The 26,136-nt window shown below is 70.8% G+C and carries 19 protein-coding genes and 2 pseudogenes; 11 read left to right on the top strand and 10 right to left on the bottom strand.

All coding sequences use genetic code 11. From position 1 onward, the window contains the following. Positions 1-114 precede the first annotated feature (114 nt). On the bottom strand, positions 115-1,185 hold the full coding sequence (locus WMF46_RS17340) for a HEAT repeat domain-containing protein (RefSeq protein WP_437986617.1): 1,071 nt from the start codon (positions 1,183-1,185) through the stop codon (positions 115-117). Positions 1,186-1,808: 623 nt separating this feature from the next. Between WMF46_RS17340 and WMF46_RS17335 the strand changes: the two genes are divergently transcribed. The 3 genes from WMF46_RS17335 (at position 1,809) to WMF46_RS17325 (ending at position 3,386) form a co-directional block, all read left to right on the top strand. Beyond that, positions 1,809-2,096 (top strand): hypothetical protein, encoded by a 288-nt coding sequence (locus tag WMF46_RS17335; protein WP_437986616.1) that lies wholly within the window; start codon positions 1,809-1,811, stop codon positions 2,094-2,096. Positions 2,097-2,189: 93 nt separating this feature from the next. Continuing rightward, positions 2,190-2,648 (top strand): hypothetical protein, encoded by a 459-nt coding sequence (locus WMF46_RS17330; RefSeq protein WP_437986615.1) that lies wholly within the window; start codon positions 2,190-2,192, stop codon positions 2,646-2,648. Positions 2,649-2,918: 270 nt separating this feature from the next. Continuing rightward, positions 2,919-3,386 carry a hypothetical protein gene (locus WMF46_RS17325; protein WP_437986614.1) on the top strand — a complete coding sequence of 156 codons (468 nt, stop codon included), beginning with the start codon at positions 2,919-2,921 and terminating at the stop codon, positions 3,384-3,386. 50 nt (positions 3,387-3,436) lie between these two features. Here the strand turns inward: WMF46_RS17325 and WMF46_RS17320 are convergent, their stop codons facing one another. The 3 genes and pseudogenes from WMF46_RS17320 to WMF46_RS17310 all read right to left on the bottom strand — a co-directional run. Further along, positions 3,437-3,889 (bottom strand): hypothetical protein, encoded by a 453-nt coding sequence (locus tag WMF46_RS17320; RefSeq protein ID WP_437986613.1) that lies wholly within the window; start codon positions 3,887-3,889, stop codon positions 3,437-3,439. Positions 3,890-4,247: 358 nt separating this feature from the next. Further along, positions 4,248-5,606: a transposase gene (locus WMF46_RS17315; protein WP_437987902.1), complete on the bottom strand. Its 1,359-nt coding sequence runs from the start codon at positions 5,604-5,606 to the stop codon at positions 4,248-4,250. Next, positions 5,607-5,768: pseudogene (locus WMF46_RS17310) on the bottom strand (transposase zinc-binding domain-containing protein); the annotation flags it as partial. It lies immediately after the preceding gene. Between WMF46_RS17310 and WMF46_RS17305 the strand changes: the two are divergent. After that, a complete protein-coding gene (locus WMF46_RS17305; RefSeq protein ID WP_437988045.1) occupies positions 5,758-5,922 on the top strand; it encodes a hypothetical protein in 165 nt (54 codons plus the stop codon). The pseudogene WMF46_RS17310 and the gene WMF46_RS17305 sit on opposite strands and share 11 nt — an antisense overlap. Positions 5,923-6,479: 557 nt before the next feature. Here WMF46_RS17305 and WMF46_RS17300 read toward each other — a convergent pair. Continuing rightward, a pseudogene (locus tag WMF46_RS17300) lies at positions 6,480-6,980 on the bottom strand (sigma 54-interacting transcriptional regulator); the annotation flags it as partial. Between the two features lie 192 nt (positions 6,981-7,172). Here WMF46_RS17300 and WMF46_RS17295 point away from each other — a divergent pair. Beyond that, the gene (locus WMF46_RS17295; protein ID WP_437986612.1) at positions 7,173-9,080 is read left to right on the top strand and encodes a M6 family metalloprotease domain-containing protein; all 1,908 of its coding nucleotides are present in this window, start codon (positions 7,173-7,175) and stop codon (positions 9,078-9,080) included. On the opposite strand, the gene WMF46_RS17290 is transcribed toward WMF46_RS17295, so the two are convergent. Further along, complete coding sequence (locus WMF46_RS17290; protein WP_437986611.1) at positions 9,028-9,987, bottom strand: LysR substrate-binding domain-containing protein; 960 nt, start codon at positions 9,985-9,987, stop codon at positions 9,028-9,030. The two genes, WMF46_RS17295 and WMF46_RS17290, sit on opposite strands and share 53 nt — an antisense overlap. A 123-nt stretch (positions 9,988-10,110) precedes the next feature. Between WMF46_RS17290 and WMF46_RS17285 the strand changes: the two genes are divergently transcribed. Further along, a complete protein-coding gene (locus WMF46_RS17285) occupies positions 10,111-10,959 on the top strand; it encodes an oxidoreductase (RefSeq protein ID WP_437986610.1) in 849 nt (282 codons plus the stop codon). Between the two features lie 48 nt (positions 10,960-11,007). On the opposite strand, the gene WMF46_RS17280 is transcribed toward WMF46_RS17285, so the two are convergent. After that, the gene (locus WMF46_RS17280) at positions 11,008-12,132 is read right to left on the bottom strand and encodes a hypothetical protein (protein WP_437986609.1); all 1,125 of its coding nucleotides are present in this window, start codon (positions 12,130-12,132) and stop codon (positions 11,008-11,010) included. A gap of 296 nt (positions 12,133-12,428) precedes the next feature. Here WMF46_RS17280 and WMF46_RS17275 point away from each other — a divergent pair, with 296 nt between their 5' ends. The 3 genes from WMF46_RS17275 (at position 12,429) to WMF46_RS17265 (ending at position 16,136) form a co-directional block, all read left to right on the top strand. Beyond that, positions 12,429-13,016 carry a LysE family translocator gene (locus WMF46_RS17275; protein ID WP_437986608.1) on the top strand — a complete coding sequence of 196 codons (588 nt, stop codon included), beginning with the start codon at positions 12,429-12,431 and terminating at the stop codon, positions 13,014-13,016. Between the two features lie 3 nt (positions 13,017-13,019). Next, on the top strand, positions 13,020-14,459 hold the full coding sequence (locus WMF46_RS17270) for a PLP-dependent aminotransferase family protein (protein WP_437986607.1): 1,440 nt from the start codon (positions 13,020-13,022) through the stop codon (positions 14,457-14,459). A 414-nt stretch (positions 14,460-14,873) separates the two neighbouring features. Continuing rightward, the gene (locus WMF46_RS17265; protein WP_437986606.1) at positions 14,874-16,136 is read left to right on the top strand and encodes a Kelch repeat-containing protein; all 1,263 of its coding nucleotides are present in this window, start codon (positions 14,874-14,876) and stop codon (positions 16,134-16,136) included. Positions 16,137-16,197: 61 nt separating this feature from the next. On the opposite strand, the gene WMF46_RS17260 is transcribed toward WMF46_RS17265, so the two are convergent. Next, complete coding sequence (locus tag WMF46_RS17260) at positions 16,198-16,881, bottom strand: O-methyltransferase (protein ID WP_437986605.1); 684 nt, start codon at positions 16,879-16,881, stop codon at positions 16,198-16,200. A 131-nt stretch (positions 16,882-17,012) separates the two neighbouring features. On the opposite strand from WMF46_RS17260, the gene WMF46_RS17255 reads away from it, so the two are divergent. After that, entirely contained in the window at positions 17,013-17,924 is a 912-nt protein-coding gene (locus WMF46_RS17255) for a LysR family transcriptional regulator (protein WP_437986604.1), read from the top strand. 355 nt (positions 17,925-18,279) lie between these two features. Then, a complete protein-coding gene (locus WMF46_RS17250) occupies positions 18,280-19,863 on the top strand; it encodes a glycosyl hydrolase family 8 (RefSeq protein WP_437986603.1) in 1,584 nt (527 codons plus the stop codon). 145 nt (positions 19,864-20,008) lie between these two features. Here the strand turns inward: WMF46_RS17250 and WMF46_RS17245 are convergent, their stop codons facing one another. Both WMF46_RS17245 and WMF46_RS17240 read right to left on the bottom strand, forming a co-directional pair. After that, a complete protein-coding gene (locus WMF46_RS17245) occupies positions 20,009-21,295 on the bottom strand; it encodes a hypothetical protein (RefSeq protein WP_437986602.1) in 1,287 nt (428 codons plus the stop codon). Positions 21,296-21,356: 61 nt separating this feature from the next. Further along, entirely contained in the window at positions 21,357-26,135 is a 4,779-nt protein-coding gene (locus WMF46_RS17240; RefSeq protein ID WP_437986601.1) for a sigma 54-interacting transcriptional regulator, read from the bottom strand. Position 26,136: the final 1 nt, after the last annotated feature.

Genomic DNA, 26,136 nt, shown 5'->3' with positions numbered 1-26,136 from the left:
CTCCGCCCTCCGCCGGGCTGTTCAAATTTCGCCGGTTTCTCAGGTCCGGCAACAAGAGCAATGGGCTACTGCCGGTGCCCCGTGCGAACGTCCTCTGTCAGACTGGAAACGCTATCACGCGTAGTGGTCTCGATCGCGCTCGATCGCCGGACGCGCGAGATCGGTGCGGCCATCTGCGGTTCTGCTGAGCTCTCGCTCAAAGTGCTCGCGCTGCTCGCGGACTATCCGATCGATCCGGGCACGCTCCTCCATGCTACGCATAAATTCAGCGTTCTCCGCGTTTATGCGCTCATTCATCGCGCGCATGCTGTCGCGCCAGCGTTCCAATCCGTCTTTGATGATATCGACCGCGAGATCCACAGCTGTCGCCTTAAGAATCTCCTTCACAACGGCCATGCTCGCGCGTGCAATCCCCTCTACGGTAAAATTCTCCGGTACAAATCCGTCATGGCGCGCAACCGCGTATGGCATGGCAGCCAGAATCATTTGCTGCTTAAGCAGCTCTTGAATGACGCTCTGCGCGTCGGCATCCCCGCTCCGGGCGAGCGGCAAGAGAGCCCGCGACGCGGCGGATACGTCGTCTGGGTCGTCCGTGCGCCAAGCACGGCCCGCGAGAGCCCAAGACGCGGCGTCTCGGACGTCGGCATCCGAATCGTGCAGCGCCGCTGCCGTGAGCGCTGCCCTTACTTCGTTCCGTTTCGACGAATCCTGTGAGTGGCCGAGCACCACCGACGCATACGTGCGTAGGTAGGGGTGCTTCTCCTTCGCGATGGCGTTTAGGGCAGGGCCGACGCTCCGAGGATCAGACATGGTTTTGTCTGCCAAAGCCCACAGCGCGCCGGCACGCGCGTACGTGTTTCCAATCGCGAGAACCTCTAGAAGGACGGGAATCGAGGATGGTCCTGCGCGCATCAGGGCCTCCGCGGCGTCTGCGGACGTGGGTGCGTCAAGCATCAGGATTATGTATCGAGGCGCATCGTTGCCGAACAACGCCACCTCCTCGGCCTCGCTTCGCCTGTCCCCGATAGGGTGGGACGCCTCGACGACCCGCTCGAAGTGGTCGATAAGCTTGGTCACCGCGGATCGAAATTGATCGAATGTTATCTGTTTGGCTTTTAATTGTGCATTTAAAGGCTTCAAGGCACCGTCGAGCGAGTGCATCGCACTCTTCCAATCAATTTGCATGCGCACCCGCATATATGCAGCAGCAGCTCGCGAAACGATTCCATGGATCCGCAATGTGGTAAGCTCAGCAACGCTCGGAGTGTCGCCCATCGTTTGCTCCCTAAACACAGGACGCTCATTCACGATCCTTCGCGACGGACGACCTGCCTAATTTGACGTCGAATTCACTGTCTACGGCACTTGATTCGGCGAGGTCCGCCTGCGGATCGAGCCCTAGGTGAGCCCATGAGGCCCCGTGTGTCAAGAGTGGACCTCATGGGCGGCGGAAGGCGTCCCTTCCTATGCGCAGCTGTCAACCAGGCGCGCGTTTTTGCGGCTCACGCCGCGCACCTTCCGGCTGCTCGCCGGAGCGCCTGCGTGCCGCGGTTCCATCGGCTATCCCGCGGCCGAGCGGCGAATCCGCTCCAGCACCGCGCGCGCCGTCGTCGAGAGCCCTTCGCGGTCAGTGTCGCTTCGAGGCGCCGGAGGGGCGGGCGAACCTCGTGGCGCTCGGCCCGCTGACCGGGTGGCTGGCGCTGGAGAACCGGTACATGAGCGGCAAGGTGCTGGCGGTGAACGGCGGGATCTGAGCCCCTGGCGTCCGAGTCCGGCGCGGCGTACGCTCCGGTCCCGATCCTCCGGACGTGCCCGTGTTCCTGGCTTTCCTGATCTCGGCAGTCCTGACGTCGACGAGCCTCGCCGGCCCCGCGCCGCTCTCGGTCACCGCGACCGTCGAGCCGGGCATCACCTCCGCCCAGATCGCGGCGGCGACGGTGACGGCGCCGGGCCAGCCGGCGGGCGAGGTGATCAGCGCGACCGCCACGTCGGTGCTGGTGAACGTGCTCGGCCACCGGGTGGACGTGCGGATGCCGGCGGTGATGCCGGTCTCGTTCGAGCACACGCTGCAGGTCCGGCAAGGCCAGGCCCGCTGAGTCGTGGGCGGCCGGGTCGTCACCATCGGCTACGAACCGCTCCGGGAGGGCCGGACGACGCCCCGGAAGCTGCGGCCGTCTACACTCAACGGCATGTGGGAAAAGGTCCTGCGGCGAGCGGGCTTCACGGTCGGCGCCGAGGGCCGCCCGCTCGTGTATGACGACGCCTGGCACCTGCGGCTCGCCGACCACCGCCGCCGCGGCTGGACCGCCGCCGATCGCCTGCTCAAGTACACGTTCGTCGACTCCGCCGGGATGGAGCACGCGCGAGCGGACGCATGGGCACACTGGGTGTCGCGCATCGTGCGCGGCTTCGGCGACGACGTCGTGTCCGAGGACTTCGGCGTCCGGCTCACCCACGTCGACGACCCGGACGTGGTGCTCGTGCCGTGGGACGGCCGCTACTGGGTCGGGCAAGAGAGCGGCGGCGGCCGGCATCTGGTCGGCGACGGCCATGGCCTGGACGGCGACGCGCTCGACGCCGCCACCCGCAAGCGCTTCCTCGCGGCCGTCCGCACCCGGCGCTGCCTCTGCGGCGCCTGCCGGCCCTGACGCTCCGCGGGCCGCGACGGCCCGTCGGGAGGCACGTGCGGACCACCGCAGGGCGACCGGCGGCGCGCACCGGCGCTGCGTGGTGTCCGACGCAGGTGGGTGGCGCCGTGCTGCGGTCCAGGCGGCCGTGCTCGCCTGCGAGGGTTCCGATGCAGGCGGGCGGCGTCGTGCTGCGGTCCAGGCGGCCGTGTTCGCTCGTTTGCTTCCGAGAGTACGCCCTGCGCTTTGATTCTATCAGGAGCATATCGTCGAGGAATCGCATCATGATGCATGGCTCTTGGAGGACCTAGAAGTGATTGGGGTTCAGCGTCACAGATCTTAGGAAGGCTGCCGTCGAACACGGTCGCACGACTCGTTGGCGCCCAGTACTATTTCATTCATCACTATCATCCGGCCTGTCTGCTCGGGCATATCGCGGCCCTTGAAGGCTACCCTGCACGTCGGTCGGTGATCGATGATTCGTGGCGTCGGAGCGGCTACCCCCAGGCGGCGTTCCGCACGCTGTACAAGCACGCCGAACTCGATCCGAACCACAATGAAGAGCTCGATCGGTTCTTCGACCGGCTGCCGCTCTCAGCTCACGAAGCGGCGATCGTCATAACTGGGCTCGGCACGATTGAACTCTGCGCGGCATCGCTCGAAGAGGTTTTGCGATGGAACCGCTGCGACGCGATCTATTGTAAGTCCTCGCCTGGCCACGTCTTGCCTTCGGAGTCGTATGCCGTAAGCCTCCGGTGAACCTTTATGTGGTGGTACCTCACTGCGAAGTACCGAGTACGGAGTACCGCTCACATTTCGACGGCAACCACATCGTAGGGTGCGCGGATGCGATAGAACCACTGGCCATCCGTATTCTCCAAGAGCAGCGCGACCTCCCCCTGGTTGGCCTCGCGCCCGTAACGATGGAGGAAGTCTCGCAGTCGAGGTACGTTCTCCAGGATAGCAGCAGGTGGCGCATAGGAGTATACGAGCGTGGTGTTTTCGTACAGCGGCGTATCGCGCTCACCAAGCCAGGCTCCGCGCGCTTGCAGTGAGGTGGCGCCCCCGCCGACGTACGAGAGCGCCCGCTCGGCCTCCTGGATCCAGAACACGACATTTGACAGATCCGCGCCATCCCGATCCTTGTGAGCGATGAACAGTGTCACCTTCTCCGTGTACGCCACACCGACTGAGCCCAGCTGCGCGGCCAGCTGCGACTCGATGATGTCGATATAACCCTTTCGTGCAACATCCTGTGGCATCTGTTCCTCCGATCTCTCCCACGCGCATGGGAGCGCCCCTCTGGCGAGACGTCAAGCCTCGCGTGACTGAGACGTCGCGTGCGCATCCGACCCCCTCCGAACGTGCCTTATCCGGTGCCGTGGCTCGCATCGGCGTCCCAGGTTGCGACGCCTTCCTCCAGCGCAAGCGCGAGCGGATAGTCAACGCTAGAACTTTCGCCCGTGTCAAGCTCCCTCGTGGGGCGTGCCGGCCGAGCCATCCTGCGCGCTCCTGCTCAGCCTGCGCGCGTCCGTAACCGCAATCGCCATACGCCGGGCGCAACTCCGCCCCTGGGCCCTGGTCGCGGCTCGCCATGCCGGCCGGCGGCGCCGCGTCGAGCTACGCTGCGGCGTTGTCGAACCCGAGGTCGACCTGTTCCCAGGTGGGGTCGCGTGCTGGTGCGCGGGGAAGCGGGTCCGCGCGCACGCCCAGATGCTCGAGGATCCGGCGGATCGTGGCCGGATCCGTAATGGTCGAGAGCACGCGCATCTTCTTCGCGCAGCGCGGGCAGTGCAGAACGTCGAAGCCCCATGTCCGTTTCATGAGCACCGACCGCTCGACGTACCTCGCCCGGGCGAACAGCTCGCCGCTTTCCAGGCGGCCCCAGTGGGCGACGGAGAGCATGGTTGGATCGACGACCACCTCGGGCGCCATAGGTCCACCCGCGACCGCGACCGCGAGCGCAGGCGCGACCGCGGGCGACGCAGGCACGACCGCGAGCGACGCGGCAGCGGAAGCCGGCGCAGGCGTGGAAGCCGGCAGCGCCGCGGCGCATGGCTTGGCCGCGTGGGCCAGCGCCGCGGCGCATGGCTTGGCCGCGTGGGCCGGCGGCTTGGGCGTCACGCGCGCACGCCATGACGAACGCGGCGCGAACACGCCGTGGTAGCGGACAAGCGGGATCCGGGGCGGGGGAATCAAAGCGGCGAGCCTGGCCATGAATTCCATCGGCGTCATGACGGGATGGGTGCGCCCCTTACGCGGCACTTTCAGAAGGTACGCGATGCGTTTGTCAGGCAGCACCTCGATCCGGTCGAGAGCGAACGGCGGACGCGTGCAGTAGCGCACGAGCCGTTCGCGACCCTGGTCGTCATCGGCCGCGAGGCGCACCGCGCAGTGCACGTCGAACCCGTCGCACGTCGCCGAGAAGCGCCGCTCCTTGTGATTGAGGTCCGCGTCGGACTTCTCTCGGGGCGCCAACGGTCGCGCGAGGAACGCGCCGCCCGCGAGCGCAAGCTGCGTGCACGCGTCGAGGGCGGCGGAAGGCTCGGGGGTCTCGTTGCTCCGCTCTTCGGCTGCGCGTTCGTCGACATATCCATGACGGCGCAGCCACCGCACCGCTCGCTCGCGCACGCGCTTGGCTACCTCACTCACGTCGTCCTTTGACGGAGCCGGCGCCTCGTGGAAGCGCACGCCGCCGCCGTCCGTCTTCTCGAATACGCCGTCCACCGCGAGCGTGTGCAGATGCGGATGCAAATTGAGACTGCCACCGAACATTTGAGGGCATCCGACCGACCCCGTCTGCGCATCGGCGACGCCCGCGAGCCGCCTCGTCAGGCGCCCGATTTCTTCGGCGAAGATCCGATTCATCGCGCCCAGCACGCCGCGCTTCGTCGCCGCCAAGCGGCGAAGCTCCCATGACAGGGAGACGACCCACTGCCGGATCGGTACGTTGGGGAAGACGCGATCGACGAGCTGCACCGCCTCGTTGCACATCCGGCGGGTCCCACAACTTGGACACACACGTCTGGCTTTGTAGGAGAAAGCCACCAGCACGTCGTGGCTACACCCCTCGCAATGACAGCGGAGAAAACCTCCCGCGACGTCTCCGCAGCCGAGGTAGTGCTCGAAGGTGTCGACCACATACTTCGGGAGCGGCGCCGAGCGGCTGATCGATGCGGGCACGAAGCCGAACCTGGCGAAGCTGACGATCGCCCGCAAGATCGCCGCGATCGCTCTTTCGATGTGGAAGAGCAAGGAGAAGTACGACCCGACGAAGCATCGCAAGCAAGGCTAAAGACTCGTCTCACGTGTGGATTTGCCGATCCCCAACAGCGGCGTAATCGCCGGCGCAGCAGCTGGAGACGAGCAAGGTTCGAGGGTGAGTATCCATGCTTGTCCTGGCCCAGGCGCAGTCGACCTGAGGTCCCTCGGATAGGCTATGCCCCCTCGGAGTACCGAAAGAAGCCATGGTCAGAAGAGGCCCAGATAGAAGGATGGTTCCCGCTCCGTGCGCGAGAACAACAGGGCTTCGATCTCGTCGAGGATGCCAGCGAAAACACCCCAGAAAGGGAGCTACCGTCATCCTCCGTATTGGCTAGCGGTTTCAACGCCAATCGCGGACGCGTGACCGACCGGGAAGCGCTCAAGGCTCGCCGCGCTTGCCAGCTGAACGCGGGCAAGCCCCGTCGCAAAAGCCAGCCTAACCCGGACAAGCCACGCCGCACGTGCCGACTGGGAGCGGACGCCTCCGTTGAAGAGGACGGTCGGCGATCGGGAGGGATCTGGCTTGACACTACGTTCCATAGAAGGACAAGCAAACGCGTTCCGCAAATTCAAGATTCTCGGAGCCGGCCGCGCCGCCGCGGCGCCCGTGAACGCGCCGCGGGCGTGGCCGAAGAGCTCGCTCTCCACCAGGTTCGGCGCGATGGCGCCGCAGTCGACGACGACGAACGGGCCGTCCTTGCGGCGGCTCCGCGCGTGGATCGCCCGCGCCAGCACCTCCTTGCCGGTGCCGGACTCGCCGAGCAGGAGCAGGGTCTCGTCGGTCGGGGCCGCGCGCTCCAGCTTGGCGAAGAGGGCGCGCATGGTGAGGCTCCGGCCCGCGGCGTCGCCGAACTCGAGCGGCGCGGTCAGCGTGCGCCGGTCCGGGAGGGTGACCGTCACCGAGACCGCCGGGAGCCGGAGGGAGCGCCCCTGATCGAAGCTCGTGAGCGTGCAGGTCGCCCCGGGATCGTCGCCCATGAGCGCCATGGTGCCCCTGAGGGAGGCCGCGTCAACCCGGAACCGGCACGCCGCGGGACCGCGCCCGCGCGCCGCGGGACCGCGCCCGCGCGCCTGCGGGACATCTGTCATGCGCGCGCGACGGCCGCTGTCGCGCGCGCATGACAGATGTCCCGCAGGCGTGTCGGCGCGGGGCGCAGCGCTCGCCCGGGGCGCGCGGATCGGCCTGAGAACGCGGCGATCCGCGCCGCCGGCCGAGGGCGGCACGCGGGTTGCGATGCGCCCCTCGAACGCGGCGAAACGCGGATTGAGGAGGATGCGGACATGACGTCTCGAAACAGCGGCGCGGGCAACGTGGATCACCAGGGGATCGCCGGCGCGCGCCGATCGGCGCGGCTCGGGCTCGTCGCGCTCGCCGCGCTGGCGAGCGCCGTCTCGACGAGCCGCCCTGCGGCCGCGGTGAGCGCCGAGCCCGGGCTGCGCGAGATCCAGCTCGACGCGACCGGCGCGACCTTCCGCGCCGAGGTGATCGGCGACGAGCACTTCGATTACCTCCGGATGGCGGACGGCACCGCCGTCGTGCTCAACGCCCTCTCGGGCGACTACGAGGTCGCCGAGCTCGGCTCGGACGCGCGCGGCGCCCTCAGGCTCGTCCCCTCCGGGGTGTTGGTCCGCGATCTCCGCGGGCACGGCGGCCCCGTGGATCCGTCGCTGCTCCAGCGCATCGACGACGAGGCGCTCGATACCCTCTGGGAGGCCGAGATCGCACATTCCCGGGGCGCGCTCTCGTTCGCGGCGAATCCGACCGTGATCTCCGGGATCCGGCGCCCCCTGCTGACCATCCTGCTGGAGTTCACCCAGGGGGGCGGGCTCGCCGCGCCGGGCGCGTTCACCGGCAACTTCAACACCGACTTCGCGTACTGGAAGCAGACGATGTACGGGAGCCTCCCTGGCTCGGTGAACCATTATTACGCCGACATGTCGCGAGGGAACTTCTCCTTCACCCGCGCGAAGGAGACCCAGGGCACCGCCAACGACGGCATCGTCCGGATCAAGCTCCCGTTCGCGCACCCCAACAGCAAGAAGGATTTCTCCCTCCTCCAGCTCTACCTGAAGGAGGCGCTGGTGATGGCGGATCCCTTCGTCAACTTCGCCTCTTACGACACCAACGCAGACGGCAAGGTCCGCGGCGACGAGCTCAACACGGTCTTCATCGTGGCCGGCTACGAGACCGCGAACACGAGCAAGACGCCCTCCATCTGGGCCCATGCGAAGGGCTTCGAGGACCCGATCACCCTCGACGGGAAGGTCCTTACCGGCTATGCCGCGCTCGGCGAACGGCAGGTCCACTCGGTCGGCGGCGTGCCCACCACGATGCCGGCCACGGTGGGTGTCATCGTCCACGAGCTCGGGCACTCGGCGGTCGGCCTCCCGGATCTCTACAAGGGCCCTACCCCGCTCGGGTCATGGTGCGTGATGGCGAGCGGGAGCTGGGGGAGCACGAGCGGCTCGCCCGCGGGCTCGGTGCCCGTGGCGATGGGCGCCTGGAGCCGGATCAAGGCCGGATTCCTGGCGCCGACGGTGATCGAGCCCGGGTCCCCGCCGCAGGACATTGCCATCGTCCGGACGGCCGGCGCGGAGTTCCTCGGGCAGGGCGTCGCGCCGACCATCTACAAGGTCGAGACCTCGGATCCGGATCAGTACTTCCTGATCGACAACCGCCAGAACGAGGGATACGACCGCGGCCTGCAGCGCTGGCTCGACTTCGATGACGTCTCCGGCGGGGTGGCCATCTACCGCGTCGACGAGGCCAGGAAGGCGGGCGCCGGGAAGATCGCTGTCATGGCGAGCAACCCGAGCTCACCGAGCTCCATCGCCAACCTCTACAACGAGGAGGGGGGCCGGACCTTCACGCCGTTCACCGACCCGAGCAGCGACGACGCGGACGGGCAGTTCACCGGGCTCTCGGTCACGGATTTCAACGTCTCCGGGCCGATCATGCTCGCGCACGTCAGCTATGTCCCCTTCGCCTGCAACGCGATCACCGCGTCCGTGGCGGAGCACGAGATCCACGGCCGCGCCCACAAGCAGATCGTCGACCTCGGGGACGACCAGATCTTCCTTGGATACCGCACAACGGGCGTGCAGCAGGCGCTCGGGTTCGACGAGGACGAGATCGTCACGCTCCACGTGGAGGCGCCCGGGATGTGGAGCGTCGGGGAGTGCGACTGAGCGGCCTGGCCTCCTGCCCGCGGAAGCTCGTGACCGTCTCGATCAGCGCGCGGAGCTTCGGCTGCTCCTGCGTGCGCGCGGGGAAATAGAGGCAGAAGCCAGGCCCCTTCGTGATGAACGCCTCGAGCACGCGCTCCAGCCGTCCCTCCGAGAGGTCGCGCTCGATGGCCTGGTCCGGCACGTAGGCGAGGCCCGCCCCCGCGCACGCGAGCGCGACCATGAGCCCGATATCGTCGGTGACGACGCCGCCGGGGACGTCGACCGTGATCGTCTTGCCCCGGCGTTCCAGCTCCCAGCGATAGACGACGCCGCTCGCGAGGAGGCGCTGGCGGATCGCCCGATGGCGAACGAGGTCCTCCGGCGCGCGCGGCCGCCCCTCTTTCGCAAGATAGGCCGGCGAGCCGACGATCGACCACGACGAGTGGCTCGAGATCGGGACCCGCACCATGTCCTTCTCCACCGCGTCGCCGAGCCGGATGCCCGCGTCGAAGCCGGATGCCACGAGGTCGACGAAGGCGTCGTCGAGCGAGACCTCGATCGACAGCTCCGGGTACACCTCCCGCATCTGCGCCACGAGCGGCGCGACGAGCCACGCGCCGCTCACGCGCGGCGCGGTGATGCGGAGGTTCCCGGAGGGGCGCCCGCGGTAGTCGCCGAGCGCGGCGAGCGCGTCCTCGACGTCGGCGATCGCGGGCCGCAGTCGCTGAAAGAGGCTCTCGCCCGGCTCCGTGAGCGCGACGCGCCTCGTTGTCCGCTGGAACAGCACAACGCCGCACCGCCGCTCGAGGAGCTTGATCTTCTGGCTCACGGCGGTGGGGGTGACACCGAGCGCGGCGGCCGCGGCGGTGAAGCTCTTGTGGCGGCCCACGGCGAGGAACGTCGTGAGCCCGTCGAGCGCGTCGGTCATGCTGGATTATGAACAAAATGTTCATAAAGCATCAGCATCTTCGCGCATTCTCTTCATGCTCGGGATGTTGCATCTTCCGTCGTGTGAGGGGCGCAGCGCCCCGGCCACGAAGAGGAGATCCCCATGGAAACGAGCAAGCACGAGCGGGTGTGGTTCATCACGGGCGCGTCGCGCGGCATCGGCGCGGAGATCGCGAAGGCGGCGCTCGCCGCCGGCGATCGGGTCGTCGCCACCGCGCGCGATCCGAAGAGCATCACGGACCGCTTCGGGCGGCCCGAGGCGCTCCTCCCCGTCGCGCTCGACGTGACGGACGAGGCGTCGGTCGCCGCGGCCGTCGAGGCGGCCATCGCTCGGTTCGGCCGGATTGACGTCCTCGTGAACAACGCCGGTTACGGCGTCATGGGCGCGATCGAGGAGACCTCGGGCGACGAGGTCCGGCGGGTCTTCGAGACGAACGTGTTCGGCCTGCTCGCGGTGACGCGCGCCGTGCTCCCGCAGCTCCGGAAGCAGCGCGCCGGCCAGATCTTGAACATCTCGTCGCTCGGCGGCTACCGGTCGGGCGCCGGGTTCGGCGTGTACTGCTCGACGAAGTTCGCCGTCGAGGGCATCTCGGAGGCGCTGCACACCGAGCTCGCGCCGCTCGGCATCGCGGTGACGATCATCGAGCCGGGCTACTTCCGGACGGAGTTCCTCGAGGCGAAGTCCGTCGTCGAGACGGGCAAGGTCATCGCCGATTATGCGGAGACCGCGGGCAAGGTCCGGAGCTACGCGAAGACGGTCAGCCTCCAGCAGCCTGGCGACCCGGAGCGGCTCGCGCGCGTGGTCGTCGAGCTCGCCCGCGCGAAGAATCCCCCGCTCCGCCTCCCGCTCGGCAGCGACACCGTCGCTGCGATCGAGGCGAAGAACGCGTTCGTGGCGCAGGAGCTCGCCGCGTGGCGCGCCGTCGCGGAGTCGACGGACTTTCCGAAATGAAGCGAGGTTGAACCCCCGGAGGCGCGAGCGCGCAGGGAGAGACGGGGGTCACGCGCCCGCCCCCTCCGGGTCGTTCACCATGGGCGCCTCGATCTCGGGCCATCCCGACATCGGGTCCGAGAAGTCGAAGAAGCGGATCTCGTACGGGAACGCCCAGACGCACCCCTCGACGACGAGCATCGCGGCCAGCGGCTCGAAGCGCATGTCCGCCCAGCAGAAGGCGATCCCGTCCTTCGCCTCGTCCGGCAGGTGGTCGCGGCGCCTCCCGGTATCGAGCTCCACCACGGTCTGGCCCTGGTAGTCCTCGCCGCACACCAGGTAGTCGTGGCCGTTCGGGTGCGCCTCGACGAACAGGAAAGGGAACCAGTCGAAGTTCCTCTGCACGACGGCGATGGGATCGGCAGAGGCGGTCCTGTAGACCTCGCCCTGGGCATAGTCCCAGGTGCCACGTCCGGTCGAGAAGCTCGACACCACGAGCCTGTACTTCCCCGTGGGGCTCGAGATCTCGCGGCGCGAGCCCTCCCGCTCGTTCTCCGGTCGGAAGAACGCCGCCTTGTCGGGCGCGCCTGCCGCGGATTCGTCCGTCATGTCTCCTCCGCGCCCACGGGCCTCGTCCGGCTGTGCTGCTCCAAGTGATACAGGTACGCGATCAAGCCGTCTCCGCGCCAGCCGGAACGTGGAGTCTAGCCGGTGCGATGGCATCCGCCGGCACGTCGCAGCCGCTAGCACCAAACGCTCCCGCATCCCTTCGCGCTGCCGCTCGGCGAAGCCGCGGACGCTGGGCTCGCTCCACGAGATGGTGCTCTCGAAGTTCTCGCGGATCTCGGCCAGCAGGAAATCCACCTCGGTGGCGCCCACGTCGGCGCAGGTCGCGGCGGTGCCGGCTTTCTCGATTGACCAGCTCAGCGGGAACATGATGCGAGCGAGCTTGACCTCCGGGACGTCGACGTGCGCCGCCCCCTCCGGCACCGTGAAGCCAACCACGCCCGAAATGAGCGCGTTCCGAGTGTTGTCCGAAGCCAAGCCGGTGTACAGGGTGATGGTCAGATAGAAGTCGCCAGGGCCGTGCTCCCAGCGATAGGTCGGGTAGTCACCCGAGGCGCAGAACTCGCCGTTCGAGCTGTACCAGTTCTCGGCGCGTTCAAGCGAGTCGCCACTGAGCGTGAATCCCACGGTCCCGGCGCCGATGTCGCTGCAAGTGAGCGGCGTCCGCGTGGTGCCCAGCAGTTTGTACGTAGACCAGCTGAAGCTGATCGTGGCGGGGGTGAAGCCGTCGCTTCCACCCGTGCTGACGCTCGATCCAGCGGCTTCGCTACTGCCGCTTCCGCCATGCGCACCCCGGGCCCGGGCCCTTCGCTGTACCGGTCGCGCGACTGACACAGTGCTTTCGTGCGGCGCGTCCCCTGTGCCTTCTCCGGCGAACACCGCCTCCTTACGCTCCGGTCCATCCCCGACCGGAGCGACCTACGATGACCGAGCTGCTGCCCCTCCTGACCTATTGCTTCGTGATGTCGAGCACTCCTGGGCCGAACAACATGATGCTCACCGCCTCGGGCGCCAACTTCGGCTACCGCGGATCGCTGCCGCATCTCCTGGGCATCGGCGTGGGCGGCGCGGTCCAGACCTTCTTCGCCTGCCTGGGCCTTGGCGCGCTCTTCGCCGCCTACCCGGCGCTGCACGCCGTGCTGCGCGTGACCGGCGCGCTGTACCTGCTGGTGCTGGCGTGGAAGCTGACCGGCGGCGCCGCGGTCAAGGGCGCCGAGGTGCCGCGGCCGCTTTCGTTCGCGCAGGGGGCGCTGTTCCAGGCCGTCAACCCGAAGAGCTGGGTCAAGGCGATCACGGTGGCCTCGGTGTTCATGCCGGCGGGCATGGGCGTGGCGAGCGGCGCCCTGCTGGTGTCCGTCATCAGCCTCGCCATCACCTTTCCATGCACCTCCGCGTGGGCGCTGTTCGGCGTGGCGATCCGGCGATTTCTGACCGATCCGCGACGGCACCGGCTGTTCAATGGCATCATGGCCGGCGCGCTGGCCGTGCTGGCGCTCCTGCTCCTGCGTTGACCCATGTTCTCGCTCGACCGCGACTCCGCCGTTCCCCTGGCCGACCAGATCGAGGCGCGGCTGCGCGCGCTGATCGAGGGCGCGCAGCTGCCGCCCGGCGCGCGGCTGACGTCGATCCGCCAGCTCGCGGGTCAGCTCGGCGTGAGCCCCAACACCGTGGTTGCAGCCTACGATCGGCTGGCGGCGGCCGGGCTGGTCGAGTCGCGCGGCACGGCCGGGTTCTTCGTGTGCGAGGCGGCGTCGGCCATGCCGAGCGAGGCGTGGCTCGAGGCCGGGGAGGAGCAGGAGCCGGTGTGGCTGGCGCAGCAGTCCAACGACCAGCGCGCCGGCGTGCTGCTGGCCAGCAGCGGCGCGTTGCCGGCGAGCTGGCTGAGCGACGCCATCCCGGCGACCGTGCTCCAGCGCGCGCTCGCCCGCAACGACGCCGGCATGGCGGCGCGCTGCCCGCCGCAGGGGCTGCCCGAGCTGCGGGAGCGCATCGCGATGCTGATGCGCTCCCAGGGCATCGCGGCCGACGCGGGCCGCGTGCTCACGACCTGGGGCGGCACGCATGCGATCGACCTGATCTGCCGGGGCTACCTCCAGCCAGGCGACGCGGTGCTGGTGGAAGACCCGGGCTATTTCCTGCTGTTCGGCCGCCTGCGGCAGGCGGGCTACCGCCTCGTCCCGGTGGCGCGAAGGCCGGACGGCGTGGATCTCGGGGCGCTGGAAGCTGCGTGCCGCGAGCACCGGCCCAGGCTGATGTTCCTCCAGAGCGTGCTGCACAACCCGACCGGCTGGGGCTCGAGCGCCGCCAACCTGCACCGCGTGCTGACGATCGCGCACCAGCACGGTGTCCTCATCGCCGAGGACGACGTGCACGGTCACTTCCACCCCGGGCATCCCACGCGGCTGGCGCAGCTCTCGGGGCTGGACGGGGTCATCTATTACTCCAGCTTCTGCAAGGCGCTGAGCCCGGCGCTGCGCCTCGGCTACATCGCGGCCGAGCCGGGGCGGCTGAAGCCGCTCCTGCGCGAGAAGATCTATTCGGTGCTGACGAGCGGCGCGCTGAACGAGCTCGTGCTCCTGGAGGTGCTGTCGGCCGGCAGGTGGCGCAAGCACATCGATCGGCTGCAGCAGAAGCTCGGCGCGGCACGGAACGCTGCGGCGCGCCGGCTGCGCGACGCCGGCGTGCTGCTGGACCACCCGGGTGAAGGCGGGCTGTTCCTCTGGGGCACGGCGCCGCGCGGGGTGGACGTCGACGAGCTGGTGAAGGACGCGTACCTCAACAAGATCCTGCTGGCCCGCGGGGCGACGTTCATGGCCGAGGGGGCGGGCGATCCGCATATCCGGTTCAATGTGGTGTTCAGCCAGGATGTGAGGGTGGCGGAGTACCTGGGGCAGCGGTTTGCGGCGGTGGCGAGCGCGCGGGGGGCGATGGCGAGAGCGGTAGTGGGGGTATAACGTGTATAGGTGTTGACCAAGCTCGTTCGGTCGCCGAAGCCCGCACCGCTCCACCATCTGTCACCAACGTTTACGTGAACGTGAACGTGGTCGTAAACGTGGTCGTAAACGTAAACGTGGTCGTAAACGTGGTCGTGGTCGTGGTCGTTCACGGCCGACCGTTGACGACCACGACCACGACCACGACCACGACCACGACTACGTTCACGTTCGGATGTAGGAGAACGCGGCGCGAAGCTTGGTTAACGCCCATGGGTGATACAGAGCGCAGGGCACCTCATGGGGACTGCTCGCCAGGGCAAGCGCGCCCCGTTCCGACTTACACGACCATCTGATATGGTCTTCTGTTGCGCTCCATGGCGCCTCCCCGGCAAAGGACGGCTGCCGCTCCCCCAGCTCCTGACGAGGTCCTACATGTCTACCATCGGTCGTCGCCATCATCGTTGTCTTGTCCCCTTCCTCTCCCTCGCCGCGCTCGCGGTCGCGGGCTGCGGCGCTGGGGCGGAGCCTGAACCCCCCGCCGCGGATGCGCTCGAGGAGGCGGCGCTCGAGGTGACCTCAGCGCCGCTGGCCAACCACCACGCGAAGAAGAAGAAGTGCCGGCGCCACGTCGGCGTCCACGCGGAGTGGTCGTCCGTGGCGCCGCTGCCAGCGGCGCGGGAGCGGCACATCGCCCTGCTCATGCCGGACGGCCAGGTGATGGTCGCCGGCGGCAGCGGCGATTACCCCTACCCCACGACGGTCGACTTCTACAATCCAGCCGCCGACACGTGGACGCCCCGTCACACGCTGGCCTACCCCATGTCCCCCGTGGGCGCGGCGCTCCTCCAGGACGGCAGGGTGCTCTTCAGCCCAGGCGGGCTTGTCTATGATCCGATCACGGGCACGACGGCGAGCGTCCCGCTCACGCCCGGCGAGGCGGCCCGTGGCTGGGAGTTCGCCTATACCGCGCTCACCCTCCTGCCGGACGGGCGGGTATTACGCACGGGCGGCAGCGACGACGACAGCACGCTCAAGGAGGCCGTGTTCTACGATCCTGCCACGAACACGTGGTCCAGCGCAGGGTCGATGTCGGTGACCCGCTACCTGCACACGGCGACGCTGCTCCACGACGGGCGCGTGCTCGTCGTCGGCGGCTACACGTTGAACGGCAACGAGATGCCCCAGGGCCGCACCAGCGTGGAGATCTACGATCCGGCCACGGGCGTCTGGACGGCGGCGGCGCCGACGAACCTGCCCCGCATGCAGCACACGGCCACGCTGCTGCCGAGCGGGCGCGTGCTGGTGGTCGGCGGCGGCGGCAGGATCTACGGCGGCACCGAGGAGGAGATCGAGGTTCTCGTCGATGCCGGCGAGACCGCCGAGATTTACGATCCCGCAAACGACACGTGGACGTTGACCGCGCCGCCGAACTTCCTCCACACGTGGGCGTCCGCCGTCGCGCCGATGTCCCACGGCCGCGTGATGGCCGTCGGCAGCGACGGCGCCGAGATCTTCAAGGAGGCGAACGGCAGCTGGACCCCGATCGACGAGCCGATCCAGAGGGGCTTCCCCACCGCGACGACCCTGCAGGACGGCTCGGTCCTCATCACCGGCGGGTATGACGCGACGTACTTCAGCAATCCGCCGACCCTCGCGAGCGTGGAGCGCTACGGGGGCTGCAAGAAGAACCATTGATGCACACGCGCCGCCGCGCGCCGCTCGCCCTCGCGCGAGGAACGGAACGAGGCGGCCTATCTCACGCCTCGCGCTCGCGCCCGTGCCAGCAGGAGATCTCCAGCCTGTCCCCCAGCGGGATCTCCACCGACCCGTAGCCGCTGCCCGCGCCGCGCACGTACTCCAGGTACGGCCGCAGGTCGTCGGGCGCGATGTCGAGATCGTCCGCGACGATGAGCGCGCCCCTCCGCAACCGGGGCTCGAGCATCCGGAGCACCGGCAAATAAAGGTTCTTCCATCCGTCCAGCAGGACCAGATCGATCGGCCCCTCCACGTCCCGCAGCGTCACCAGCGCGTCTCCCTCGCGGATCTCGACGAGATCGCCGAGCCCGCTCTCCTCGACGTTCTGCCGCGCCCGCCGCACCTTCTCCGGGTGCAGCTCGCTGCCGATCACCCGCCCGCCGCCGCCGTCGCGGATGGCCGCGGCCAGGAACACCGTCGAGATCCCGAACGACGTGCCGAACTCCACCACCGTGCGCGCCCGCGCCGCGAAGGCGAGCAGGTGAAGCAGCCGCCCGACCTCGCGGGAGACCGGCAGATACGCGTCGGCGAGCATGTGGGCGAGCGTCTCGGGGTCGGGTCTCGGGCCGCGGTGCTCCCAGTCGCCGCGGACGCGGGCGATGATGCCCGGATCGCCGCTGTCGGCGTCCTGGAAGAGGCGGTCGAGGGTCCTTTGAACGCGCGGCGAATCGAGCGTCGTGCTCATGATGGCATGTCTCCTCCGGGCAGGCCCAGGCGACGGCTCCCCTGCCCTCGCGGCTGCCCTGGTCGACACAGAACCTGCGCCCGAACAGACATGACTTCCAGTGCATGTACGGTAAGTTATTGCTGCGTCCCATGCACTCCATGGATCTGAACCTGCTCGTCGCGCTCGACGTGCTCCTCGAGGAGGAGAGCGTCCTCCTGGCCGCGAAGCGGATGCACCTCAGCCCCTCGGCGATGAGCCGCACGCTCGCGCGCGTCCGCGAGGCCGTGGGCGACCCGATCCTCGTGCGCGCCGGCCGGCGGCTCGTGCCCACGCCGCGCGCCGCCGAGCTGCGCCCGCGCGTGCGCGCGGTGGTCGCCTCGGCCAGCGCGGTCCTCCGCGAGCGGGGCGCGCTCGACGTCGCCGCGCTCACCCGCAGCTTCGCGGTCCGGACCAGCGACGGCATGCTCGGGCTCGTCGGCGCCCCGCTCCTCGACGCGCTGAGGGCCGAGGCCCCGGGCGTCACCGTCCGCTTCCTGCCCGAGGGCGACGAGGACGTCGCCGCGCTCCGGGAGGGCCGGATCGATCTCGACCTCGGCATCATCGGCGACATGGGCCCGGAGATCCGCGTGCAGGCGCTCGTCAGGGACCGCTTCGTCGGCGTGGTGCGCCGCGGCGGCCCGCTCGCGTCCGGCAAGGTGACGCTGGAGCGGTTCGTCGAGCACGCCCACCTCGGCGTCTCCAGGCTGGGCAAGACCTGGGGCCCCATCGACGAGGCCCTCAAGAAGAAAGGGCTCGCCCGGACCACCGCGGCCGTGGCGTCAGGCCATTACGCGGCGCTGTGCCTCCTCGCCAGCTCCGACCTCGTCGGCGCGTTCCCATCGAAATGGCTCGCGCACGCCGCCCCGCGCTTCGATCTCGTCACCTTCCCGCTGCCCGTGACCACGCCGGCCATCACCATCGCGCAGGCGTGGCACCCCCGCTTCGACGCCGACCCGGCGCACCGGTGGCTGCGCGACCGGCTCCGCCGCGTCTGCCGGTCGCTCGCGGAGCTCGGGGCGTAGCCGCGCCCGGTCGAGCGGCGTCGCTTCGGGGCGGCCGAAAGTCGACAACGTCGATCACGTCGACAACGTCGACAACGTCGACCCGTGAGCGAGCAGCGCTGTGGCGTGAAGGCGGTCCCCTTCGACGCATGAAAGATGCCGGGATCACGCGACTTTTACAGAAGAGCCGGATCGCGGTTGTCACGGTGTCCTCTCACCCCGAGGCAGGCCCGGCAGTTGGGACTTGACGCCTCCGAGCGGTTGGATTTCCTTCTCGCCCAGTAGCGTCATCACGTGGACGTCGCCAGCGATGTTCACGCCGAGCGCGTCCTCAGAGGATGCGAGCTCGAACACGAGGACAGCGATGAACTTGCGAATGCTAACGTCTCCCGTCGTATCGGCATGGTTTGCGGTCACGGTGATCGCCTGCGCGCCCAGCAACCAAGGCACCCAGGTCGGCTCGCCCGATCCGGCGAGCTCCACGAACCCGGCGGGCAGCGCCGCTCCGGCCAGCACCGCGACCCCGAGCGGCGCGGCCCAGACGCCCGCCCCGGCGGAGCCCGCGCCCCTCGGTCCGCCGCTCAAGCCCGCTGCCAAGGGAGCGTTCGCCACGGGGGAGTACCGCAACCTGTTCGCCGAGCTGGGACACAAGCCCGAAGAGATCGACGCGAAGATCGCGAAGGCCTACGAGCAGCTGTTTCACGGCGATCCCAAGGAGCAGGCCGTCCTGTTCCCGGCGGGAAAGAACGCGAACGGCCCCAAGGCGTACATCATGGACATCGGCAACAACGACGTCCGCTCCGAGGGGATGTCGTACGGCATGATGATCGCGGTGCAGGTCGATCGCAAAGACGACTTCGACGCCCTGTGGAACTGGGCCAAGTCCCACATGTACCGCGCGGATCCGAAGCACCCCGGCTTCGGCTATTTCTCGTGGCAGATGCGCGCGGACGGCACGGCCATGGATGAGAATCCGGCCCCGGACGCGGAGGAGTATTTCGCCACCGCGCTGCTGTTCGCGTCCAACCGCTGGGGGAACGGCAAGGGGATCTACGATTACAAGAAGGAAGCCTTCGCCATCCTCGACGCGATGAAGAACCGGAAGCCGATCACCGGGCCGGTCAACAAGGACAAGCGCAAGACGACGCTGCACTCGCTCTTCAACACCGAGCACAAGATGGTGCGGTTCACGCCCGACGCGGACAACTTCGCCAAGAACGGTGATCACACCGATCCGTCGTATCACCTGCCGGCGTTCTACGACGTCTGGGCGGCCTGGGGCCCCGAGGCCGATCGCGCGTTCTGGGCCGAGGCGGCCAAGGTGAGCCGCGATTACTTCGTCAAGGTGACCCATCCGAAGACCGGGCTCGCTCCGGATTACGCCAACTTCGATGGCACCCCCAAGGCTGCCTCCTGGGACGCGGGGACCGCCAACTTCCGTCAGGACGCGTTCCGCACCGCGATGAACTGGTCGGTGGACGCGGCGTGGTGGGCGAAGGATCCGCGCCAGACCGAGCTGAGCGATCGCCTCCTCGCGTTCTTCGAGGCGCAGGGCCCCAAGTACAAGGGCAATTTCACCCTCGAGGGCAAGCCCACCGTCGACTACGACTCGCTCGGGCTCGTGTCGGCGAACGCCGTCGCGGCGCTGGCCGCGACCCATCCGCGGGCCTGGCGCTTCGTCGAGGAGCTCTATCAGCGCGAGGCGCCCACCGGCAAGTGGCGGTACTACGACGGCATGCTGTACACGATGTCGCTGCTGCACCTGAGCGGGAAATTCCGCATCATCACGCCGCAGGCGCAGGCCGCGGCGCCGGCTGCCGCAGCGAAGGCGCCGGCCGCGGCGCCGGCTGCCGCTGCTGCTGCTGGGAAGGCGCCGGCCGCGGCGCCGGCTGCCGCTGCTGCTGGGAAGGCGCCGGCCGCGGCGCCTGCTACCGCTGCTCCCGCTGCTGCGAAGAAGTAGCTCGGCAGGCGTGGGGGGCGCTCGTCATCACTCCGGTGATCGCGGGCGCCCGACGCCGACTCCCCTCGCAAGGCCTTTGTCCCGCCGGGAGGTCGCGTTCCCGGACCTGCACCGCGTCGCCACGGAGCCAGCCTGCGCCCCCGGATCACCGGGCGACGCCGTGGAGCTCCAGCTCGCCTCCCGGCGAGCGCGCCGCGACCACGGTGATCGTCGCAGAAGCCGACGGCCCGAACAGCTCGAACGCCGAGAGCCCGGGGACCTCGACCGCGGGCGCCGAGAGATCGGCCGGCCTCCGCCGCAAGGACGCATTGCCGTCCGCGGGCCGCTCCACCCACTCGATGAGCTCGCCGCGGACCTCGGGAAGCACGTACGGCCGGCCCGACTGCTCGATGCTCGCGGCCAGGGCGTCGCCGTCCGCAGGAGCGGTGATGTCCCCGATCCGAAGATCGAACTGCTCGTACTTGGGCTCCGGATGAAACGGCGCCCATTCGAGATAAGCCACCACCCTCTCTCCAGCGCCGAGCGCGCCGAGCATCGGGAAGGACTGTTTGCCTTCCCGGAATCGCGGGACAGCGCGCCTCGTGCGCCGGTCATAGACCACGATGTCCGCTAGATCGCGCTCGTCCTCATCGAAGCGGCCGTCGGGATCCTCGGAGAAATCAGCGAAGGCGACGTGCGTCGCCGAGATGTCCGGGAAACGCTGCTGCCCCGGGCCGGACGCGATCTGGACCGCCTCCGCCTGGCCGATCTCGTACAGGAAGACGTCCGTGTCGCCGCTCTCGTCCGCGGTCAGCCAGCCCGTCAGCACCACGGCGTCTCCCGCCACACGCGGCTCGCCCGCGTGATCGAACGGGCCGCGGATCGTCTGCGTCTCGCCACCCCGGCGCACGCGCACCACGCGTGCTCCGCTGTCCGTCGCCTCCCAGACCACGACGTCGCCGGCGAGCGCAGGCCGGCGGGGCGTCTCGACGGCCGGCGCGAGGAGGAGCTCTTCGCCCGTACCGAGATCACGCAGCCTCAGAGCGCCGCTCACGTCGCCCGCCTCGCGCGGCGCGACGTAGGCCAGCAAGCAGCCGTCGATCGCGTAGGGGGGAGCTCCGGGCGCCTGCGGGGCGCCTGTATCGACGCTCGAGGCGAAGACGGCGACGCCGTCGGCCGCGGAGGCATCACACTCGGCGGGCGAAGGCGGCTCGGCGGGGGCGCCCCCTCCGCCGTCCGGCAGGGGCGCCGGCGATCCGTCGACGGCCGCAGGCGAGCAGCCCGCGACGAGCAGCGCGAGCGCGAACCGCCCGATCCATCCACGGCGAGCGCGCGGCTCTCGATGGCAGGGGCGCGGGGAGATCGGAACGACCGTTTCTCCTGCCGCGCGGCCCTGTCGGCGCTCCTCCTCGAGCCTCGATGTGTTCAGTGCTCCGGAACCGCTGCCCTTCATAAAGAGTCCTCCACGACTGAGTTTGCTTGCCTCTCTGTCAGCAGCGCCTTCACGAGGGGATTCACTCCGCTTTCCTCTGCGACCCGGAGGGAGCACGCATGCCGAGGCGCGCCATGCGCTTCTTCAGACCGTGGCGCGTGATGCCGAGGCGCTCGGCCGCGCGGCTGATGTTCCCGCCGGTCTCCGCGAGCGCGCGCCGGATCGGCTCGCGCTCGTCGTCCTCGGCCAGCGCGTGGCGCGCCTCGCCCGAGTTTCCCCGCCCCGCGGCCGGCGGCGGGACGGGTCCGGCCATCGGCGGCCGGGCCGGCGACGCGGGGCGCTCGGCGGCGTCGGGCGTCCGGCGCGCGCTCGCCGGCAGCGCGCTCGCCCTCACCCCTCGCGGGAGGTGCTCCAGCTCGACGCGGCGCACGCCCAGCGCGGCCAGGCGCTGGACCAGGTGCGCAAGCTCCCGCACGTTGCCGGGCCACGTGTAGGCATCGAGCGCCGCGAGCGCGCGCGGCGCGATCTCGATGGGGGCGCCCGTCCGAGCCAGATACCCGGCGAGCAGCAGCGGCACGTCGCCCTCCCGGTCGCGGAGCGGCGGCAGGTGGATCTCGATGGCGTTCACCCGGAAGAGCAGGTCCTGCCGGAACGCCCGCTCGGCGGCCGCCTGCGCGAGATCCCGGTTCGTGGCCGCGACGATCCGCACGTCGAACGGCCGCTCGTCGTCGCTGCCCACCGGGCGATAGCGCCGTGACTCGAGCGCCCGCAGCAGCGCCGCCTGCCGCGCGAGCGGCAGCTCCCCCAGCTCGTCGAGGAAGAGCGTGCCGCCCTCGGCCCGGGCGAGGAGGCCGGGGCGCGCGCGCTCGGCCCCCGTGAACGAGGCCCGCGCGTGGCCGAAGAGCTCCGCCTCGAAGAGCGCGTCGGGTACGGCGCCGCAGTTGATGGCGACGAGCTCGCGCGAACGGCGCGGGCCGAGATCGTGGAGCGCGCGGGCGAAGAGCTCCTTGCCCGTGCCGGTCTCGCCCATGAGGAGCACGGGCAGATCGCTGTCGATGGCCGCGTCGAGGCGCGCGAGCGCCCGGCCCAGCGCGGCGCTCTGGCCCAGGATGTCGGGGAAGCTCCTCCGCGGCTGGGCCGCGGGCACGACGGTCGTGTCGGCGCGCCGGAGATCGGGCGCGGGCTCGGCGAACGAGGGGACGCAGGGAGGCGCCGGGCCTTCGCGGCGGGGCTCTTCCGGCGCGCCGGGGCGAGCGAAGAGCCGCAGGAAGAGCCCCGCGAGCGACGCCCAGCGAGCGGCCCGCGCCTCCGTGACGGCGTCGAAGCACGCCGGGCGGAACCGGTGCTCGACCACGATGAGCGCGCGCGGAGGCCCGAGGAGCGCCGGATCCGGCGAGGCCGCGCTCGCCGCCAGGGCGCGCGCGCCCATCGAGGCGTGGCCCGCGCCGACGCGCAGCACGAGCCGCGAGCCGCGGCCGCCCGGCGTCTCCACGTCGCGCTGGTAGTGGATGGGCGCGGCCTGGCTCAGCGCGAGCTGCGCCAGGTCGGGCGCGATGCGCCGCGCCGCCTCGGCGATCTCCAGCCCGTCGAGGTCGGCGCCCCAGGCCGCGACCACCCGCCCCTGCTCGTCGACCACGGCGAGCAGCGCGCGCTCGGCCCCCGACTGCTGCACGAGGGCGCGCGCGAGCCCGACTGCGGCCTCCGCGGCGCCGTCCGCGGTCGCCGCCGACGCGAGCCACGCCCAGAGCGCGTCGTCCTCTCCGCTCGCCGCCGCCGTCATGCCTGGGCCAGCATACGCGCCGCCCGCCGCCGCCGGTGCGCTCTGCGCCGCCGCCGGTGCGCCGTGCGCCGCCGCCGGTGCGCCCTGCGCTGCGGACGGTGCCCCTTGCGCCGCATGCGCGCCGCCCCGCGCCGTCGCCGCGGCCGGCGCTCGACGTGCTGCGCCCGGCCGCGCCGAGCGCAGCACGTCGAGCGCCTGCGCCTCCACCTCCGCGAGCATCGCCGCGCGCGCCCGCCGCGCGGCCCGGATCGCCCCCCGCGCCGCCCGCCGGGGCTCCGCCGGCAGCCTGGTGAGGTACGCCTGCGCCTCCGCCACCTGCGCCCGCGCGTCCACCAGCGGGTCGTTCGCCCGCACACCCGGGTCCAGCGCCGCGAGCGCCGCGATCGCCCGCCGCCCGTCGCCGTCGAGCAACGCCACGTTCGCCCGCGCGATCACGAGATCGGCCTGGATCGCCGCAGGGAGCGACGCCGCGAGCGCCCACGCCTCCTCGATGCAGCGCTCCGCCGCGCGCGCGTCGCCGCGGCGCACCTCGATGTCCGCGCGCGCCGACAGGCACCAGCCGCGCCCCGCCACCTGCCCCAGCGACCGCGCGAGGCGCATCGCCTCGTCGAGCGCGCCGAAGGCCTCCTCGTAGCGCGACGCCTTCCCGAGCGCGATCCCGAGGTTCATCAGGCACGAGCGCATGCCGGCGCGGTCCCCGAGGGTCCGCTTGACCGCGAGCGACGCCTCGAACGTCCGCACCGCGCCGTCCACCTGGCCGCGGTACAGGGCGACGACGCCCGCGTTGTGGTGGAGCCGCGCCACCTCTTCGACGTCGTCCACACGCTCGCCTTCCACGTCGTCCACGCGCTCGCCCGCTGACGGCAGCTTCGCCTGCGCCCCCGCGAGCCACGCCTCCGCCTCGCCCCAGTCGGCGCGCATCAGCGCCACGAGCCCCAGCGTCGACAGCGCGAACGCCTCGGCCATCCCGCCGCCGAGCCTTCGCGCCGCCGCGAGCGCCGCGAGCGCCTGCTCCTTGGCCGCGGTCGCGTCTCCATCCCGCGCGCGCTTCTCCGCGCGACGCCGCAGCGCGAGCACGAGCACCCGCTCGTCGCGCTGCGCCGCCTCGTCGAGCCACGCCACGACCTGCGGGTGCGCCGCGCCCACGCCCGCGTCGCGCGTCAGCCGCTCGAGCCTGCAGAGGAGCGCCGGGGTCCTCCGGTCCGCGTCCTCGCCGAGCGCGAGCAGCGCCTCGATCTCCTCCGACCGCAGCCCGGCCTCGCGCGCCTGCGCCGCGGCCCGCTCGTGGAGCTGCGCGCGCCGGGCTCTCGTGCACGGCGCCGCCGCCGCCGAGAGGAGCGCCGACGCGGGCGCGCCGGGATCCGCGAGCAGCGCCGCGGCGACCTCCTCGGCGACCTCCGGCGTGGCGAGCGCCGCGGCGAGATCCTTCGCCAGGGCGGGAGCGGACAGCGTGGTGAGCGCGCCGGCCGCCGCCTCCCGCCGCGCGATCAGCGCGCCCGCGAGCAGCTCGCCCAGGGCTCGCTCGCCGGAGGCGCCCGGCTGCGCGCCACCCCGCGCGTACGCCCGGCCGCCGCGCCCGAACCCGAGAGCGCAGCGCGCCTCGGGCAGGGCGCCGCCCGCGATCGCGATCGCGGCGAGCGTCGCGCAGGCGTCGGCCGACAGCCCGCGCACGCGCTCGATCGCGGTGTCCTTCGTGAGCGGCACGCGGCCGAGCGACGCGAAGAGCCACCCCGGGTTCTTCCCCGACGCCACGGCGGCCTCGCGCACGCTCGCGTCGTCGTCCACGCCGAGCGCGCGGCACAGCGCAGCGAAGCTCGCGTCGCCGAGCGGCCCGAGCGCCACGCACGCCGCGCCCTCGGGCGCGCTCCGGGCCGTCGCGACCACCTCGATCGCCGCGCCGCCGGGCGCCGCCGGCCGGCACCGGTACGCGTCGAGCGCGGCGCGCAGCTCGGCCGGGGCCTGATCCAGGTCGTCCAGCAAGAGCAGGAGCGGGGGCCCGTCGCCGGGCGGCGTCACGAACGGCGGCGCCCGCTCGGCGCCCCGGAAGAACGCGATGAGCCGCAGCTGGAGCGGGTCGGCCTCGCGCGGGAACGCAACGTACCTGGCGCTCCGCCCGGCGAGCAGCGCCCGCGTCACGAGCTCGCGGCCGAGGTGGCTCTTGCCGGCGCCGCTCGGCCCCGTGACGTAGCGCACGCGGCCTGACGGTGACGGCACCTGCTGCAGCGCCTCGAGCTCGCGCTCCCGCCCGATGGGCGCGGGCGGCGCCCCCACGGCGATGCCCGCCTCCGCGGCCGCGACGCCGAGCTGCCGGAGCACCTCGCGGGCCTCGGAGGGGCGGTCTCGCGGGTGCAGCGCGAGCAGCGCCTCGATCACCTCGGCCACGCTCGGCTGGACCCACGATGCGGCGTCGCGCAGCGGGCGCCGCGCGCGAAAGGGCCCGGGCGGGCGGCCCGCGGCCGAGCACCACGCGAGCGCCCCCAGGCTGTAGAGGTCGGACGCGGCCGACGGCGCGCCCCCGGCCAGCAGCTCGGGCGCAGCGAACGCCGAGGTGAACGCGACGGCGCCGCCCGGCGCGCGCGCCCTCGACACCGCCGCCCCGAGGTCGAGGAGCACGGCCTCGGCGCCGCCCCCGCCGAGCGGCCGCAGCCGGACGTGCGCCGGCTTGAGATCGCTGTGCACGAACCCCGCGTCGTGCAGGGCGGCGAGCGTCCTCGCGACGCCGGCGAGCACGCCCGCGAGCCGCGCCGGGCGTTCTGCGGCCGGGCCCTCCTGGACCCACGCCGCGGCGTCGTCGCCGGCCACGTACTCCTCGACGAGGAAGGGCGCTCCCGTCCGCTCGTCCCGCCCGAGATCGTGCGCCCGCACAACGCCGGGGACGCGCAGGCGCGCGAGCAGCGCGAACTCGCCGAGCAGGGTGTCCTCGCGGAAGGCGCCCTGACGGAACACCTTCGCGACGAGCTCGCGCCCCCGCGCCTCGCGGTCGATCACGCGCCCCACGACGCCCTGCGCTCCCTGTCCGAGGATCTCGCCGGGCTCGTACCGAGCATGGGCCACGAAGGGCTCGCGCCGCGGGGCGTGCATG

This window comes from Sorangium sp. So ce117 (genome assembly GCF_051524395.1).
GTDB classification, from domain to species: domain Bacteria; phylum Myxococcota_A; class Polyangia; order Polyangiales; family Polyangiaceae; genus Sorangium; species Sorangium cellulosum_B.
Note: the sequence above shows the minus strand (reverse complement) of the source record. Positions and strands in the feature narration are given on the sequence as shown.

Excerpts from the sequence above, each read along its gene's own strand:
- WMF46_RS17340 (WP_437986617.1), bottom strand. The coding sequence starts at position 1,185 with ATGCAAATTGATTGGAAGAGTGCGATGCACTCGCTCGACGGTGCCTTG.
- WMF46_RS17330 (WP_437986615.1), top strand. The coding sequence starts at position 2,190 with ATGTGGGAAAAGGTCCTGCGGCGAGCGGGCTTCACGGTCGGCGCCGAG.
- WMF46_RS17325 (WP_437986614.1), top strand. The coding sequence starts at position 2,919 with ATGGCTCTTGGAGGACCTAGAAGTGATTGGGGTTCAGCGTCACAGATC.
- WMF46_RS17320 (WP_437986613.1), bottom strand. The coding sequence starts at position 3,889 with ATGCCACAGGATGTTGCACGAAAGGGTTATATCGACATCATCGAGTCG.
- WMF46_RS17295 (WP_437986612.1), top strand. The coding sequence starts at position 7,173 with ATGACGTCTCGAAACAGCGGCGCGGGCAACGTGGATCACCAGGGGATC.
- WMF46_RS17290 (WP_437986611.1), bottom strand. The coding sequence starts at position 9,987 with ATGACCGACGCGCTCGACGGGCTCACGACGTTCCTCGCCGTGGGCCGC.
- WMF46_RS17285 (WP_437986610.1), top strand. The coding sequence starts at position 10,111 with ATGGAAACGAGCAAGCACGAGCGGGTGTGGTTCATCACGGGCGCGTCG.
- WMF46_RS17275 (WP_437986608.1), top strand. The coding sequence starts at position 12,429 with ATGACCGAGCTGCTGCCCCTCCTGACCTATTGCTTCGTGATGTCGAGC.
- WMF46_RS17270 (WP_437986607.1), top strand. The coding sequence starts at position 13,020 with ATGTTCTCGCTCGACCGCGACTCCGCCGTTCCCCTGGCCGACCAGATC.
- WMF46_RS17265 (WP_437986606.1), top strand. The coding sequence starts at position 14,874 with ATGTCTACCATCGGTCGTCGCCATCATCGTTGTCTTGTCCCCTTCCTC.
- WMF46_RS17260 (WP_437986605.1), bottom strand. The coding sequence starts at position 16,881 with ATGAGCACGACGCTCGATTCGCCGCGCGTTCAAAGGACCCTCGACCGC.
- WMF46_RS17255 (WP_437986604.1), top strand. The coding sequence starts at position 17,013 with ATGCACTCCATGGATCTGAACCTGCTCGTCGCGCTCGACGTGCTCCTC.
- WMF46_RS17250 (WP_437986603.1), top strand. The coding sequence starts at position 18,280 with ATGCTAACGTCTCCCGTCGTATCGGCATGGTTTGCGGTCACGGTGATC.
- WMF46_RS17245 (WP_437986602.1), bottom strand. The coding sequence starts at position 21,295 with ATGAAGGGCAGCGGTTCCGGAGCACTGAACACATCGAGGCTCGAGGAG.
- WMF46_RS17240 (WP_437986601.1), bottom strand. The coding sequence starts at position 26,135 with ATGCACGCCCCGCGGCGCGAGCCCTTCGTGGCCCATGCTCGGTACGAG.